General features: G+C 72.7%; 19 protein-coding genes. 12 read left to right on the top strand and 7 right to left on the bottom strand.

What is annotated here, in order from left to right; translation table 11 throughout:
- Positions 1 to 68: 68 nt before the first annotated feature.
- Entirely contained in the window at positions 69 to 890 is an 822-nt protein-coding gene (locus GQ466_RS01245) for a phosphodiesterase (RefSeq protein ID WP_161100920.1), read from the bottom strand.
- A 392-nt stretch (positions 891 to 1,282) separates the two neighbouring features.
- Here GQ466_RS01245 and GQ466_RS01250 point away from each other — a divergent pair, with 392 nt between their 5' ends.
- Entirely contained in the window at positions 1,283 to 1,828 is a 546-nt protein-coding gene (locus GQ466_RS01250) for a sortase domain-containing protein (protein WP_161100921.1), read from the top strand.
- 68 nt (positions 1,829 to 1,896) lie between these two features.
- On the opposite strand, the gene GQ466_RS01255 is transcribed toward GQ466_RS01250, so the two are convergent.
- Positions 1,897 to 2,478 carry a hypothetical protein gene (locus GQ466_RS01255; protein ID WP_161100922.1) on the bottom strand — a complete coding sequence of 194 codons (582 nt, stop codon included), beginning with the start codon at positions 2,476 to 2,478 and terminating at the stop codon, positions 1,897 to 1,899.
- 284 nt (positions 2,479 to 2,762) lie between these two features.
- Between GQ466_RS01255 and infA the strand changes: the two genes are divergently transcribed.
- The 8 genes from infA to truA all read left to right on the top strand — a co-directional run bounded on the left by infA (position 2,763) and on the right by truA (position 7,431).
- Entirely contained in the window at positions 2,763 to 2,984 is a 222-nt protein-coding gene (infA, locus tag GQ466_RS01260; protein ID WP_103564366.1) for a translation initiation factor IF-1, read from the top strand.
- A 67-nt stretch (positions 2,985 to 3,051) separates the two neighbouring features.
- A complete protein-coding gene (gene rpmJ / locus GQ466_RS01265) occupies positions 3,052 to 3,165 on the top strand; it encodes a 50S ribosomal protein L36 (RefSeq protein WP_019632585.1) in 114 nt (37 codons plus the stop codon).
- Between the two features lie 182 nt (positions 3,166 to 3,347).
- Positions 3,348 to 3,728, top strand: a complete 381-nt coding sequence (gene rpsM, locus GQ466_RS01270) for a 30S ribosomal protein S13 (RefSeq protein WP_161100923.1) — start codon at positions 3,348 to 3,350, stop codon at positions 3,726 to 3,728.
- 57 nt (positions 3,729 to 3,785) lie between these two features.
- Positions 3,786 to 4,187, top strand: coding sequence for a 30S ribosomal protein S11 (rpsK, locus tag GQ466_RS01275; RefSeq protein WP_018657564.1), 402 nt, complete (start codon positions 3,786 to 3,788; stop codon positions 4,185 to 4,187).
- Between the two features lie 22 nt (positions 4,188 to 4,209).
- Positions 4,210 to 4,836 (top strand): 30S ribosomal protein S4, encoded by a 627-nt coding sequence (gene rpsD / locus GQ466_RS01280; RefSeq protein WP_161100924.1) that lies wholly within the window; start codon positions 4,210 to 4,212, stop codon positions 4,834 to 4,836.
- Between the two features lie 107 nt (positions 4,837 to 4,943).
- Positions 4,944 to 5,957 carry a DNA-directed RNA polymerase subunit alpha gene (locus GQ466_RS01285; RefSeq protein ID WP_103564363.1) on the top strand — a complete coding sequence of 338 codons (1,014 nt, stop codon included), beginning with the start codon at positions 4,944 to 4,946 and terminating at the stop codon, positions 5,955 to 5,957.
- Between the two features lie 83 nt (positions 5,958 to 6,040).
- A complete protein-coding gene (gene rplQ / locus GQ466_RS01290) occupies positions 6,041 to 6,526 on the top strand; it encodes a 50S ribosomal protein L17 (protein WP_161100925.1) in 486 nt (161 codons plus the stop codon).
- 68 nt (positions 6,527 to 6,594) lie between these two features.
- Positions 6,595 to 7,431, top strand: coding sequence for a tRNA pseudouridine(38-40) synthase TruA (truA, locus tag GQ466_RS01295; RefSeq protein ID WP_161100926.1), 837 nt, complete (start codon positions 6,595 to 6,597; stop codon positions 7,429 to 7,431).
- Between the two features lies 1 nt (position 7,432).
- Here truA and GQ466_RS01300 read toward each other — a convergent pair whose 3' ends face one another.
- The 3 genes from GQ466_RS01300 to GQ466_RS32560 all read right to left on the bottom strand — a co-directional run bounded on the left by GQ466_RS01300 (position 7,433) and on the right by GQ466_RS32560 (position 10,993).
- Positions 7,433 to 9,085 (bottom strand): hypothetical protein, encoded by a 1,653-nt coding sequence (locus tag GQ466_RS01300; protein ID WP_161100927.1) that lies wholly within the window; start codon positions 9,083 to 9,085, stop codon positions 7,433 to 7,435.
- A gap of 24 nt (positions 9,086 to 9,109) precedes the next feature.
- Entirely contained in the window at positions 9,110 to 10,252 is a 1,143-nt protein-coding gene (locus tag GQ466_RS01305) for a hypothetical protein (RefSeq protein ID WP_161100928.1), read from the bottom strand.
- A 69-nt stretch (positions 10,253 to 10,321) separates the two neighbouring features.
- Positions 10,322 to 10,993: a CAP domain-containing protein gene (locus tag GQ466_RS32560; protein WP_161100929.1), complete on the bottom strand. Its 672-nt coding sequence runs from the start codon at positions 10,991 to 10,993 to the stop codon at positions 10,322 to 10,324.
- Between the two features lie 422 nt (positions 10,994 to 11,415).
- Between GQ466_RS32560 and rplM the strand changes: the two genes are divergently transcribed.
- From rplM to glmM, 3 genes are all read left to right on the top strand, one after another.
- Complete coding sequence (gene rplM / locus GQ466_RS01315; protein WP_103564357.1) at positions 11,416 to 11,868, top strand: 50S ribosomal protein L13; 453 nt, start codon at positions 11,416 to 11,418, stop codon at positions 11,866 to 11,868.
- 88 nt (positions 11,869 to 11,956) lie between these two features.
- Positions 11,957 to 12,472: a 30S ribosomal protein S9 gene (gene rpsI / locus GQ466_RS01320; RefSeq protein WP_161100930.1), complete on the top strand. Its 516-nt coding sequence runs from the start codon at positions 11,957 to 11,959 to the stop codon at positions 12,470 to 12,472.
- A gap of 96 nt (positions 12,473 to 12,568) precedes the next feature.
- Positions 12,569 to 13,912, top strand: a complete 1,344-nt coding sequence (glmM, locus tag GQ466_RS01325; protein WP_161100931.1) for a phosphoglucosamine mutase — start codon at positions 12,569 to 12,571, stop codon at positions 13,910 to 13,912.
- Positions 13,913 to 13,923: 11 nt separating this feature from the next.
- Here glmM and GQ466_RS01330 read toward each other — a convergent pair whose 3' ends face one another.
- Both GQ466_RS01330 and GQ466_RS01335 read right to left on the bottom strand, forming a co-directional pair.
- Positions 13,924 to 14,223 (bottom strand): hypothetical protein, encoded by a 300-nt coding sequence (locus tag GQ466_RS01330; protein WP_161100932.1) that lies wholly within the window; start codon positions 14,221 to 14,223, stop codon positions 13,924 to 13,926.
- Positions 14,224 to 14,243: 20 nt separating this feature from the next.
- Complete coding sequence (locus GQ466_RS01335; protein ID WP_161100933.1) at positions 14,244 to 14,936, bottom strand: HNH endonuclease family protein; 693 nt, start codon at positions 14,934 to 14,936, stop codon at positions 14,244 to 14,246.
- Positions 14,937 to 15,084: the final 148 nt, after the last annotated feature.

The raw sequence follows: 15,084 nt of genomic DNA on the forward strand, positions 1-15,084 counted from the left end.
TCACCAATTCCTTGCCATTATCCGCTGAAAGTCATGCGTTCCACGGTGAACATTAAAAAGCGGATAGATCATTCAACGTCCATCAACGGGCGATAGCTCCCGGTTGGTACGAAATGCGTGGTTGCGGTGCCCGGTGGATCCGTCATGATCAGGTGCACCGCGAACCCTGCGGGCTCCCCGGTCACCGCCGCGTGCCCCGGCTGGGTCAGGTCCAGGAACAACTGCCGGTACGTGCTCGGGCACGTCGTGCAGACCACCCCGCCGAACGACCCCGCGGACCCCCGGTGAACGTTCCCGCTCATCACCCGCACGACCTGCGGATGCCCCGACACGATCTTGGCGAACACGTCGTGGTTCTCGAACCGCATCGCGTCGATGAACCGGATACCGATCGGATACGGCGGATGGTGCGTCGCGACGATCGTCGGCACTTCGGGCGCCTCGGCGAGCGCCGCGTCCAGCCACTCCAGCCGCTCGTCGTCCATGCACCCCGACGCCCCGCCCTGCACGCTCGTGTCGCAGCACACCAGCCGGACGCCCGCCACGTCCACCGCGTACTGCAGCGGCGCCCCCGGACGCGACCCGCTCGCCACCACCGCCGGACGCTCGTCGAACGCGGCCCGCAGCGCGTCCACCACGTCGTGGTTGCCCGCGAGCGGATAGACGGGCATCGGCAGCGGCGACAGCAGCGCGTGCAGCCGCGCGTACTCGGCGGGCAGTCCCGCGTCCGCCAGGTCGCCGGTGAGAACGACCGCGTCGGGACGGGCCGGCAGCGACAGCAGGCTGGACACGGCGGCGCGCAGCGCCCGGACGGGCCCCGAGCCGTCGTCCACGGTCCCGTCCCGGCCCGCGGCCAGATGGATGTCGCTGAGCTGCGCGATGATCGCCATTGATCAAGAACCCCCCTAGTCGGGCGTTCCCGCGGCGGGTGCAGTCCGGCTGGGGTGGGGGCGTCGCCGGCGGGAGCGCTGGAACGATCTTTAACCCCGATTGGCCGGGCTGTCGACTCGCCCCGGGGACAAGAAGGAGACCGGGAGCGTCCGACCGCGCCCGGGTGGGGGGAACATGCTGCGTCACTGGACGGCGACCGGCCCGCTTCCGGCGCGACCGGCGGGAACGAGACCGTGTCGGACATCACGGGGGCGGACATCACGGGGCGGGCTCCGTGGCTAGGCGCTGCCCGTGGGGGCGCCGCCGTCCCACCGGGCGCGATCGGTGCGCCCCGCCCGTCCCGCACGGACCGCCCGGCTGCCGTCTCGGCCGCGAGACGCTGCTCCCGGCGATGGCCGCCGATCTGACGGGCGGCCACGCCGACCGGACGGCGCCCGTCCCGCTGACCGGCGCCCTCGGCGACGCGCTGCCCTGCACGATCGCGATCCCCGCGATCGGCGTGTCGGCCCCGCTCGCGGGGGTCGGCCGCGGCGCGGGCGGCGTCATCGCGGCGCCGCCCGCCGACGAGCAGGGCCTCGCGGGCTGGTACGCGGCCGGACCGACGCCCGGCCGTCCCGGCGCCGCCGTCATCGTCGGGAACCCGCTCGGCACGCCCGACCGGGGCTTCGCGCGGCTCGGCGAGCTGACGCGCGGCGACATCGTCGGGATCGTCCGGGCGGACGACACCGTCGCGGTGTTCCGCGTGACCGAGGCCGAGAGCGTGCCGTGGGAGGAGTACCCCGAGGCGCGCGTCCACGGCCCGGTCGAGGAGCCCGAGCTGCGGCTCATCGCCGGGACGGGCCGCTACGACGCCGCCGCGGGCAGCCACCCGGCCCGCGTGATCGTCTACGCGGTGCTCAACGTGGCCTACCGCCTCGCCGACCTCGCCGCGCTCTGAAACCGGTGTCAGGCGACCCGGGTTCGGGCGACCCGAGGTCAGGCGACCGGGGTTCAGGGGACCGGGGTTCAGGCGACGTGGACGACCGCGGACAGCGCCGTCGTGACGTCGTCGGCGGCGGGCGCGATGTCCGGGACGACGTCCCGCAGCGCCAGCCAGCCGTTGATCGCGCGGGCCGTCGGCCGGGCCTCGCGCAGCACCGGGTCCTCGACGCCGTACCAGGCGGCGACCTTCGACCAGCGCCACAGCCGGTGCCCGCCGGTGGACATCTCGGCGGCGGGGAACCGCTCGTCCGGGCTCCGGCCGAGGCCGCGCGCGGACCCGCGCGCCCCGGTGATCGACAGCCGTACCGAGTCGATGGAGCGTCCCGTGCGGTCGGCGATGTCCCGCATGGTCAGCAGCGGGTCCGCCTCCACCCGCAGGACCCGGACCCCCGGCGCGCTCTCCTCGACGTGCGCGACCACGTCCATGATCGCCGCGGCGAGCGTCCGGGCCGACCAGGAGCACGAGGCGTTGCCCGGACGGTCCGCGTGCTGCGCCTCGGTCACGATGGAGACGGTGACGTCGCCGCGCGTGCGGTCGAAGAGGGGGTCCAGCTCCTCCTCGTAGAACGGACGGCTGAGGATCAGCGCGAAGTCATAGCTCGGCATGCCGATCCTCCTTGGACGTGTCTCTCCTGGAAAGGTACAACGCGCGAGCGAGGTATGCTGGTATCGGGAGCGGTCTCCGCCGCCGGGTCATGTGTCGGTTTCGCAATCGGTGGCCCGGTGACGTACACTCCTGTGCCGGTTCGTTTTCGGCCGCCTTCCTTCGTTTCCGCGCCTTCGTCGGTGCGCCTCCAGGTCGCGGCCCTTCCCTCGACGCACGCCCGTCCGGGCCCGTCGCGGGCGGTCGGACCGGCGTCCCAAGAGCCGATCAGCGAAGCGCGGAGGACATGGCGAAAAAAGAAGGTGCCATCGAGATCGAGGGCAGTGTCATCGAGTCCCTCCCGAACGCCATGTTCCGGGTGGAACTCGACAACGGGCACAAGGTACTCGCCCACATCAGCGGCAAGATGCGGATGCACTACATCCGGATCCTGCCGGACGACCGCGTCGTCGTGGAGTTGAGCCCCTACGACCTCACGCGCGGTCGCATCGTCTACCGCTACAAGTAGAACCCACTGGGGTTGCCTTCCCCGCGCGTGGCGGCGCGGGGGTGACCCTGACTTCCGAGGAGACCCAGTGAAGGTCAAGCCGAGCGTCAAGAAGATCTGCAAGAACTGCCGGATCATCCGGCGGCACGGCCGGGTCATGGTCATCTGCACCGACCCGCGCCACAAGCAGCGCCAGGGCTGATCGCCCCGGCGCACGTACCACGCATCGCAGTCTTCACCCGTCCGCCGTACGGCCCGTAGGTCGTACGGCACGGCCGTGTGAAGGGACCACCCTCGGCGACGGAGGCCGGGGCCGCCACCCGGGCAGGGTGTGTGCGGACGCGATGCGCCAGATACCTCCGCAAATGAAGGGAACTGCCCACGATGGCACGCCTCCTCGGCGTCGATCTCCCGCGCGACAAGCGGCTGGAGATCGCTCTCACCTACATCTTCGGCATCGGCCGCACGCGGGCGCACGAGACGCTCGCGGGCACCGGGGTCAGCGGCGACCTGCGGGTCCACCAGCTCACCGACGACGACCTGGTGAAGCTCCGCGACTGGATCGAGGCCAACTACAAGACCGAGGGCGACCTGCGCCGCGAGGTCCAGGCCGACATCCGCCGCAAGATCGAGATCGGCTGCTACCAGGGCATCCGGCACCGGCGCGGCCTGCCCGTCCACGGTCAGCGCACCCAGACCAACGCGCGCACCCGCAAGGGCAAGAAGAAGACCGTGGCCGGGAAGAAGAAGGCCGGCAAGAAGTAGTCCGCCCGGACCGATTCGGGTCCGCCGGATCGACGACCTCAACCGTAGAGAGAGCAGATGCCTCCCAAGAGCCGTGTCGGCGCCAAGAAGGTGCGCCGCAAGGAGAAGAAGAACGTCGCTCACGGGCACGCCCACATCAAGAGCACGTTCAACAACACGATCGTCTCGATCACCGACCCCAACGGGAACGTGATCTCCTGGGCCTCCTCCGGCCACGTCGGGTTCAAGGGCTCGCGCAAGTCCACGCCGTTCGCCGCCCAGCAGGCCGCCGAGGCCGCCGCCCGGCGCGCGATGGAGCACGGCATGCGCAAGGTCGACGTCTTCGTCAAGGGCCCGGGCTCGGGCCGCGAGACCGCCATCCGGTCGCTGTCGGCGACCGGCCTGGAGGTGGGCTCGATCCAGGACGTCACGCCCGTCCCGCACAACGGCTGCCGCCCGCCCAAGCGCCGGCGCGTCTGAGGCCAGGGGAGATCTAGGAATCATGGCTCGTTACACCGGTGCCGACTGCAAGCTGTGCCGTCGGGAGAAGATGAAGCTGTTCCTCAAGGGCAGCAAGTGCGTGGGGCCGAAGTGCCCCATCGAGATCCGGCCCTACCCGCCGGGTGAGCACGGCCGCGGTCGTCCCAAGGAGACCGAGTACCTGCTGCAGCTCCGCGAGAAGCAGAAGGCCAAGCGCATCTACGGCGTGCTGGAGCGGCAGTTCAGCAACTACTACGTCGAGGCGAACCGCCAGGGCGGCAAGACGGGTGAGAACCTGCTGTCGCTGCTGGAGCGCCGGCTGGACAACGTCGTGTACCGCGGCGGGTTCGCCAAGTCCCGCGACATGGCCCGGCAGCTCATCCGCCACGGCCACATCCGGGTCAACGGCAAGAAGGTGGACATCCCGTCCTACCTCGTGAACGAGGCCGACATCATCGACGTCAAGGCCAAGTCCCTGGAGAGCACGCCGTTCCAGGTCGCCAAGGCCGAGGCGGGCGAGCGTCCCGTCCCGGCGTGGCTGGGCCAGGACGCCGAGCGCATGCGGATCCTCGTCCACTCGCTGCCCGTGCGGCAGCAGATCGACGCCCCCGTCCAGGAGCAGCTGATCGTCGAGCTGTACTCCAAGTAGGGGTTTTCCCCGCCGGGGCCGGTTCCGTGCCGGCCCCGGCGGGAACGCAGTAACTCACACCGAACGCGGTCGTCAAATAGCGGGCACCGCGGGAACAAGGAGCATTCATGCTCATCGCTCAGCGTCCCACCCTCACCGAAGAGCAGGTGGACGAGTACCGGTCCCGGTTCACCATCGAGCCGCTGGAGCCGGGCTTCGGCTACACCATCGGCAACTCGCTGCGGCGCACGCTGCTGTCGTCCATCCCGGGCGCGGCGGTCACCAGCATCCGCATCGAGGGCGTGCTGCACGAGTTCTCGACCGTCCCGGGGGTCAAGGAGGATGTCACCGACATCATCCTGAACCTCAAGGAGCTGGTCGTCTCGTCCGAGCACGACGAGCCGGTCGTCATGTACCTGCGCAAGCAGGGTCCCGGCGAGGTCACCGCGGCCGACATCGCGCCGCCCGCGGGCGTCGAGGTGCACAACCCCGACCTGCACATCGCCACGCTGAACAACAAGGCGAAGCTGGAGATGGAGCTGACCGTCGAGCGCGGTCGCGGCTACGTCTCCTCGGTGCAGAACAAGCAGCCCGGCCAGGAGATCGGCCGCATCCCGATCGACTCCATCTACTCGCCGGTGCTCAAGGTCGTCTACAAGGTCGAGGCGACGCGCGTCGAGCAGCGCACCGACTTCGACCGCCTGATCCTGGACGTCGAGACCAAGCAGTCCCTGCTGCCGCGCGACGCCGTCGCGTCCGCCGGCAAGACGCTGGTCGAGCTGTTCGGGCTCGCGCGCGAGCTGAACGTCGAGGCCGAGGGCATCGACATGGGGCCGTCCCCGACGGACGCCGCGCTCGCCGCCGACCTGGCGCTGCCGATCGAGGAGCTGAACCTCACGGTCCGCTCCTACAACTGCCTGAAGCGCGAGGGCATCCACTCGGTGGGCGAGCTGGTGGCCCGCAGCGAGCAGGACCTTCTCGATATAAGGAATTTCGGCGCCAAGTCGATCGAAGAGGTCAAGCAGAAGCTCAACGACATGGGCCTCTCGCTGAAGGACTCGCCGCCCGGGTTCGACCCGTCGGCCGCCGCCGACTCCTACGGCGACGACGACGGCGGGTACGCGGAGACCGAGCAGTACTGAGAACGCACACCCCCGGGGCCGTCCGGTCCCGGGGGTTCGGCTGACACCGGTACCTGACACGGCCGGTGCAGAAAGGGAACACCATGCCTCAGCCCACCAAGGGCGCCCGCCTCGGCGGCGGCGCCGCGCACCAGCGGCTCATCCTCGCCAACCTGGCGACGGCGCTGTTCGAGCACGGCCGCATCACCACGACCGAGGCCAAGGCTCGCCGGGTGCGTCCGCTGGCCGAGCGGCTGATCACCAAGGCCAAGAAGGGCGACCTGCACAACCGTCGCCAGGTGGCCAAGGTCATCCGCGACAAGGGCGTGGTGCACGAGCTGTTCACCGAGATCGCGCCGCGGTTCGAGAACCGTCCGGGCGGCTACACCCGCATCACCAAGATCGGGCCGCGCAAGGGCGACAACGCCCCGATGGCCGTGATCGAGCTGGTGCAGGAGCAGCTCGCCGCCGCGACGGCGACGAAGCCCGCCGAGCCCGAGGCCGTCGAGGAGACCACGCCGGTCACCGCCGAGTCGGAGGCCCCCGAGGCCACCGACGAGGAGGAGGCTCCGAAGGCGGAGCAGAGCTGAGCGACGTGACGCCGCCAGGCCCGCCGTCCCGATCCGGGGCGGCGGGCCTGGCCGTTCGAGGGGCTTGTATGGACGACGGGACGCCGGTGCGGCTGCGGCTCGACCTCGGGTACGACGGGGCCGGGTTCGCGGGCTGGGCGCGTCAGCCCGCGCAGCGGACGGTCCAGGGCGTCATCGAGGAGGCGCTGGGACGCGCGCTGCGCCTCGATCCGCCGCCGTCGCTCACGGTCGCGGGACGCACCGACGCGGGCGTCCACGCGCGCGGGCAGGTCGCGCACGTCGACCTGGCCGCGGACCTTTACGCGCGGCTCGGCGACGCGCTGCCGCGTCGGCTCGCGGGGCTGCTGCCGTCCGACGTGCGGATCTGGCGCGTCGCCCCGGCGCCGGACGGGTTCGACGCGCGGTTCTCCGCCCTGTCGCGCCGCTACGCCTACCGCGTCTGCGACAACCCGATGGGCGTGGACCCGCTGCGCCGCCACGACGTCCTGTGGCATCAGCGTCCGCTGGACATCGCCCGCATGGACGAGGCGGCGGCGCTGCTGCGCGGCGAGCACGACTTCGCCGCGTTCTGCCGCCGCCGCGAGGGCGCGACGACGATCCGGGAGCTGCTGCGGCTGGCGTGGGAGCGGGACGCGTCGGGATATGCGGTCGCGACCGTCGAGGCGGACGCGTTCTGCCACTCGATGGTCCGCGCGCTGGTCGGCGCGCTGCTCATGGTCGGGGACGGGCGCCGCGACACCGGCTGGCCCGCGCAGGTGCTCGCGGCGCGCGTCCGGGACTCGGCGGTGAACGTCGCGCCCGCGCACGGACTCACGCTGGAGGAGGTCCGCTACCCGGACGCGGCCGGGCTCGCGCTGCGGGCGCGGCAGACCCGCCGGGTCCGGACGCTCGCCGCCGACGCCTGAGCTAGGCGCGGGCGACGACCGGCCGGACGGTGTAGTCGATGAACTGCCGCGCCACGGTCTTCAGGTTCGGCCCGCCGGACGCCGGACGCCCCTTCAGGTACTGCGCGTAGGCGTAGATGACGTACCGTCCGCGGATCGTCGCGGCGGCGTAGCCCCCGGCCCGGTCGATCTGGCCGGACCGTTTGCCCTGCATCCCGCGGAACCACTCGTAGCGGCTCGGGTCGCCGGCCCGTCCGGTGCGCAGCGCGGCGGCCTTGGACGGCAGGACGGCCACCCCGGCGGTGATCGCCACCGTCTTCGCCCGGTCGACGAACGTGACCCGCACGACCGCCCGGCACTTCTCCTTGACGAGCGTCGCGGCCATCGCGCCGCGCGCCGTCAGCGCGCACTCGTGGTTGACGGACGAGCGGTCGCGGACGTACCCGCGTCCGCCGAGCGTCACGGTCGCCGTGGGGAACACGGCGGTGAGCGCCAGCGGGCCGGGGTCGGTGCGCTCGTTGTCGATCCGGGACGGCGCGGCGGGCGCGGTCGGGCTCAGCGGCGGCTGGCCGTGGTGCGTGCGCGACGCGGCGGGCGCCGGACGGGTCGGCGTCGGCGCGGCCTTCTTCGCGTCGTCGCCGCCGGCCAGCGCGTATCCGGCGGCGCCGAGGACGAGCACGGCCGCGACGGCGCCCGCCCCGATCAGCGCGCCACGCCGCCGGGGACCCTTCGGCCCGGCCGCCATCGGCCCGGCGGGATGGACGGGCGGCCCGTCGTCCGGCTGAAGCCCGGGAAGGGGCAGCCCGCCGGGACCGTCCGGCGCGTCCTGGCCGGACGGCGGGACCACGGGCTTGGCCGCAGCCGCCGCCAGCGTCACACCGGGCGGATCGGCCGCCCGCAGCGGCCCGGTGCCCTCGCCCGCACGCGGCGGCCGGTTGAACGGGCTTTCCCCGGTGTCCCGCGCGGGCTGATACGCCCGCAGCGGCCCGGTGCCGGGGGTGCTCAGCGGTCCCGTGCCCTCGGCGGGGCGCGGCGGTTCGCCGATCTCGCGGGCGGGCTCGTCGGCGTCGCGCGAGGGCTGGCCGGTTCTGGGGATGCTCAGCGGTCCCGTGCCCTCGGCCGGACGCGGCGGCTCGTCGACGTCACGCGTTGGGCGGCCGGTTCCGGGGGTGCCGAACGGGCCTGTGCTTTCGGCCGAACCTGATGTCGCGTCGGTGTCGCGCGCGGGCTCTTGGGCGCTCAGCGGGCCGGCGGCCCCGAGCCGGCCCGGGGCTTCGGTCGGGCGGGAGGGCTCGTCGGCGTCCTCGGGCTCTTGGGGGCGCTGAGGGCCGGTGGCACCGAGCGGGCGAGGCGGTTCGGGGGCGTCCGGCAGGCGTAGGGGGCCGGTGGCCTCGGTCGGGCGGACGGGCTGCTGTGCGGGCAGCGGTTCGGTGTCGTCGGGCTCGCTCGGCGGTTCGGCGGCCGGGGGGAAGGCGGACGGTTCGGGCTCGTCGGCGGTCGTGTCGTCGGACGCCCACCAGGGCTTGTCGAGCTTGAACGTCGGGGCGCTCCGGGCCGGGTCGGCGGGGGGAGCCGCGCCGAAGCTCGGCGGCGCCGACGGCCCGGCGCCGTCCGCCGGTTCCTTGGCCGGGACGTCGGGCCGGGCGGGGTTCCGTCCGTCGTCAGATCCAGACATGGCCAGCAAGGGTATTCATAACGCTCAGTTCCTGAAGGGTCTGCCTTCGGTCTCCCGGTAGGCGAGGGCGAAGCCGAGGTTACTGCCCTTGATGACCTGCTGGCCGAACGTCGTGACGACTTTGTTGTACGTTGTGGGGATTTTCTTCCCGTCGGGCCGCTGCACCCAGGTCAGCACCAGGTAGTGGCCCTTGACCTGCGCGCTTCCGAGCGCCTCGCCCTTGCCGATCTTGGCGGTCGGGCCCGCGCCGGGCAGCGCCACCAGGTGCGCGGCCTTCACGGCGGACGCCCGCTCGGCGTACCTGGCGGCCTTCTCGGTGCGCAGGTTGAGGATGCCGACGGTGCCGATGAGCTTGCCGTCCTTGCGGGTGAACGTCGCGCGGAGCGCCTGCGAGCACCCCGCCTTCTTCAGCGCGGCGGCGAACGCGGGGCCGCCGACGGCCGTGGCGCACTTGCCCGCGGTCCAGGCGGTCCGGGTGTACTTCTGGCCGCCCGCGGTGAACGTCCGCTTGGCGAAGACCTCGCGCAGCGTCAGCGGCTTGGGGTCGGTGGCGCGACTGCGGAGCTTGACCGGGTCCAGCGGCGGGACGGGCGGCGTGACCTTCACCCGGCGGGTCGGCGCGGCCTGCGGCGACTTCTCGACGGTGGGCTTCTTGTCGTCCTTCAGCAGCGACGACCCGAAGTAGCCGACCCCGACGAGCACCAGGCACGCGGCGGCCGACGCGCCGACGACCAGCGGCGTCCGGCCCTTCCCGCCGCCGCTCGGCGGCGCGGGGCGGACGGGCTCGTCCGACGGGTGACCGAACGCGCCCTGCCCGTACGGCTGGGATTCGTACGGCTGGTACGGCTGCTCGTACGACGGCGGCTGCGGAGCCTCCGGCACGCCCCCGGCGAACCCGCCGGACGGCGCCGTGAACGTCCGCGTGGCCTGCCCCGCGACGGGGGTGCCGAGGTCGTCGGCGACGGGCGGCGCGCCCAGCGGGGGCGTGCCGCCGCCGTCCCACGGCGCGCCCTGCGCGGGGGACTGCTGCGGACGCCACGGCTCGTCGCCGGCGCCGAAGAAGGGGGCCTGCTCCGGCCCGTGCGGACCGGACTCGTGCGCCCCCGCGGGCGTCCCGCGGTCCGTCGTCCGGCCGCCGGGAACGCCGTGATCACCCGGGTAACCCATGCCGGTGACCCTACTCGACGTGCGCCGTCACCCGGGGGCGAACGCCGGGGACATGACCTTTGCCACCCGTCATGACCAGCCGAAATCCTGCGTCCACCACGGCCCGCCCGGCCCGGGGGCGAAGCCGACGCCGATCGCGCGGAGCCCGCAGTTGACGATGTTCGCGCGGTGTCCGGGGCTCCCCATCCAGCCCCGCACGACGGCCTCGGCCGTGGCGTACCCGCGGGCGATGTTCTCCGCGCCCGGCGCGCCGTAACCGGCCTCGCGCATCCGGTCCCACGGCGAGTCGCCGTTGCGGGACGCGTGGTCGAAGTAGTTGTTCGCGGCCATCTCGGCGGAATGCGCGCGGGCGGCCTTCCTGAGGTGCGGGTCCGGGCGCAGCGCCTGGCAGCCGACCTTGGCCCGTTCCCGGTTCGTCAGCGTGACCACGAGCGCTTCGACCGATCGGGCGTTGGGCGCGGCGGGACGCGTCGGGGCGCCGCCCGGACGGGCCGCGCGCGAGGGGGAGGCCGACGCCGACGGCCGCAGCCGCTTCAGCGGGGGAGCGTTCTCGCCGAGGTCGCGGCGCGCGGTGCGGGACGGCGCCGGACGGGCCGTGTCGGGCGCGGCGGGGGTCTCCGGCTGCCGGGACGCCACGGCCGCCACGGGGGTCGGGCGGGGCGAGGGCGCGAGCACGACGCGGTCGAGCGCGACGCCGGCGGCGAGCGCCAGGCCCGCGCTGGTGACGGACGCGGCGATCACTCCGGTCCGGGGGCGGGAGGAGGTCAGCGGAGGCTCCCGGGGGGCGGGCCGGGCGGAGCGCCGCGGCAGCCGAGGGTTCGGCGGGACTCTACCGCGAAGTTCGGAGGAAAGTCAGGTGTTTTGTCGGGGAAGTCCGTTCTTGCACGGCGGCCGTGCGTTTTGACGCTCTCCGGCGCCCCCGATACCCTGGGAGGCCGTGGTATGTGTCGACGCCTGTCCGCAGGACCGGTGAAGAAGCGCGGCCGGTGCCGGTACACCGCATGATCCTCAGCACTCCGGCGTCCGGCCTCGCGCGCGCCTCGCCGGGTTTCCGCAACCGGTCGGCCTGGCGGGCACTGCCGCCGCAAGGCGTTCACCCGTCACGCGAAGGGGTGGGCGGAGGATCGAAGGCAAGCCGACAAACGAAACGAAGGTCTACGACCGTGCGCACGTACACCCCTAAGCCCGCCGACGTGCAGCGTCAGTGGCACGTCATCGACGCCACCGACGTCGTCCTCGGGCGGCTCGCGAGCCAGGCCGCGCAGCTCCTGCGGGGCAAGCACAAGCCGATCTACGCGCCGCACCTGGACACCGGCGACTTCGTCGTCATCATCAACGCCGACAAGGTGGCGCTGTCGGGGAACAAGCGCGAGCAGAAGCGCGCCTACCGCCACTCGGGCTACCCGGGCGGCCTGCGGTCCATCTCCTACGGCGACCTGCTGGACAAGGACCCGCGCAAGGCCGTCGAAAAGGCGATCAAGGGAATGCTGCCGAAGAACACGCTCGGCCGCCAGATGTTCCGCAAGGTGAAGGTCTACGCCGGCCCGGAGCACCCGCACCAGGCCCAGCAGCCCGTTCCCTTCGAGATCTCGCAGGTCAAGCAGATCGCCCACTAGCAGTCCGAGCACAACAGAAAAAGCGGCCGCCGGGGCACCCGAACACGGGTCCGCCGCCCCGGCCAGAAGACCAGTAACAGGAGAGCACGTGACCGAGCAGTCCGGCATCGAAACGCCCGAGGGCGCCGACCTCGACAGCTACGAGGAAGCCCCCTCGGAGTACACCACCGAGACCCCCGAGACCGGCGACTCCGGCCTCCTCGGCCAGCCCGTCGCGACCGGCCCCGCCGCCGGCACGGGCCGCCGCAAGCAGGCCATCGCCCGCGTCCGGATCGTGCCGGGCACCGGCAAGTGGACCATCAACGGCCGCACGCTGGACCAGTACTTCCCGAACAAGGTCCACCAGCAGATCGTGAACGAGCCGTTCGTCCTGCTCGGCCTCGAGGACCAGTTCGACGTCCTCGTCCGCGTCTCCGGCGGCGGCACCACCGGCCAGGCCGGCGCGCTGCGCCTCGGCATCTCGCGCGCGCTGCAGTTCTCGAACATCGACTACCGCCCGGCGCTGAAGAAGGCCGGCTTCCTCACCCGGGACGCGCGCGTTCCCGAGCGGAAGAAGGCCGGTCTCAAGAAGGCCCGCAAGGCTCCCCAGTACAGCAAGCGCTAACCACTACCCTTGCGCAGTGGATTCGATCGCGCGGGGCTGCCGGAGTACGACTCCGGCGGCCCCGCGCGGTCTTTTCGTCTCACCGGGAGTTGAATCGTGGGTCGTCTGTTCGGGACCGATGGCGTACGCGGGCTGGCCAACCGCGACCTGACCGCCCCGCTGGCCATGAACCTGTCCGTCGCGGCGGCGCGGGTCCTGGCGGAGGCGGGCGCGTTCGAGGGGCACCGGCCGACCGCCGTGGTGGGGCGCGACCCCCGCGCGTCCGGCGAGTTCCTGGAGGCGGCCGTCGTCGCCGGGCTCGCGTCCGCCGGGGTGGACGTGCTGCGGCTCGGCGTCCTGCCGACGCCCGCCGTCGCCTACCTCACGAGCGCGCTGGACGCCGACCTCGGCGTCATGCTGTCGGCCTCGCACAATCCGGCGCCCGACAACGGCATCAAGTTCTTCGACCGCAGCGGCTACAAGCTCGCCGACGAGATGGAGGACCGCGTCGAGGCCGTCCTGGACCAGGCGTGGGAGCCGCCGACCGGGGCCGGTGTCGGACGCGTCCGGGACGCGCATGGAGCGGTCGAACAATACGTCGCCCACCTGATCTCGACCGTGCCGGTGTCGCTGCGCGGGCTGCGCGTCGTCGTGGACTGCGCGCACGGCGCCGCGTCGGAGGTCGCGCCCGAGGCGCTGCGCCGCGCGGGCGCCGACGTCATCACGATCGGCACCGCCCCCGACGGCCTCAACATCAACGAGGGCTGCGGCTCCACGCACCTGGAGGCGCTGCGGGCGGCCGTCCTCGCGCACGGCGCGGACGCGGGCATCGCGCACGACGGCGACGCCGACCGCTGCCTGGCCGTGACCGCGTCCGGCGAGGAGGTGGACGGCGACCAGATCATGGCCGTCCTCGCGCTGGAGCTGCGCGACGCCGGACGGCTCAAGTCCGACACGGTCGTCGCGACCGTCATGTCGAACCTCGGGTTCAAGAACGCGATGCGCGAGGCGGGCATCGCGGTCGTGGAGACGGCCGTCGGCGACCGGTACGTCTTGGAGGCCATGAAGGACGGCGGGTTCGGGTTCGGCGGCGAGCAGTCCGGCCACGTGATCATGCTGGACCACGCGACGACCGGCGACGGCGTCCTCACCGGGCTGCACCTGCTGTCGGCGGTGGCGCGGCGCGGGCGTCCGCTGGACGAGCTGGTCAAGGTCATGACGCGGCTGCCGCAGGTGCTCGTCAACGTGCGGGACGTCGACAAGGCGCGGGCCAAGACGTCCCCGGAACTGGCCGCCGCCGTGGGCGCGGCCGAGACCGAGCTGGCCGGCGGCGGGCGCGTGCTCATCCGGCCGAGCGGCACCGAGCCGATGGTGCGGGTGATGGTCGAGGCGCCGTCGCAGGACCAGGCGCGCGACGTCGCCGAGCGGCTGGCCGGAGAGGTCCGGGCCGCGCTCGGCTGACGGCCGCCGCGTCAGCGTTCGGTGATCTCCAGTTTGCCGATGCGCAGGTGCTCGATCTCGACGGTGCCGGCCTCCAGCGCGCCGACCACGGCGCGCCGGACGGTCAGCCGCCCGATCGCGACCGCGCCGAACGCGACCGCGCCGAGCACCAGCGAGCCGATCGCGAGGGAGCCGAGGCCGGTGCCGACGCGCAGCGCCACCCCGGTCGCGGTCGCGCCGGTCACCTCGGCGCCCGTGGCGCGCGCGCCGACGGCCCGCTCCGTGCGGACCGCCGGCCGCTCCTCGTCCTGACCTTCCGCGTTCTCGCTCATGACCTCCACCCTAGTGAGGGTCAGCAGCGGTCGAGGAACCCCTTGAGGGCGTCGTGGTCGGCCTGGGTGACGGGCAGGCCGTACTTGTCGGCGATGCCGACGTACTTGACGCCGTACATGCACTGGTACGCCTGCTGCGGCTTCCACTCGCCGGGGCCCTTGTCGCTCTTGTCCCGGTTCGGTGGACCCCAGACGGCCAGGAGGTTGCTCGGGTCGTTGGCGTACTCCTGCCGCCGGTCGGCGGGCCAGCCCGAGGCGCCCATCCGCCAGGCCAGCGCGAGCGGGTAGACGTGGTCGATCTGCACCTCGGACGCCTTGGCCTTGGTGAACTCGATCGTCCGGCCGCTGTAGGGGTCCTTGAGGCGTCCCGACAGCACCTTGCACGACCCGTCGCGCTTGACGTTCGTCAGGTCCCGGGCGAGGACGTCGTTGCGCTGGTCGCAGCCGTTGTGGTCGGTGTCCTTCCAGCGGATCCCGAACTTGGCGCGCGAGTAGCCGTCGTGGCCGCCCTGCGGCTTGATCTTCAGACCCTTCAGCTTGGCCTCGGCGTCCGTGACCTGGCTCTTCGAGGGCTTCCAGTCCGACGACGCGGACGGCGTGCCGCCGCGTGCCGCCGGCTCGCCGGTGCCCGAACCGTTGGTACAGCCCGCCGCCAGCGCGGTCACCGCGGCCACCGCGGCGATCGTGCCGCGTTTGAGCGTTTCCGTCGCCATGCTCACCACCTTCGATTAGAGGAATGCGTTCCCGGGGGCGGGGCGCGTCATGAGACGCCGGAGAACGTCGTGGCGCACGGGATACCCTGCCGTATCCCCGGCGCGCGGTGGGCGGCGCGGGTCAGCCGGAAGGCGCAGGACGGTCATC

It is taken from the genome of Actinomadura rayongensis, assembly GCF_009831215.1.
Classification (GTDB): Bacteria; Actinomycetota; Actinomycetes; order Streptosporangiales; family Streptosporangiaceae; genus Spirillospora; species Spirillospora rayongensis.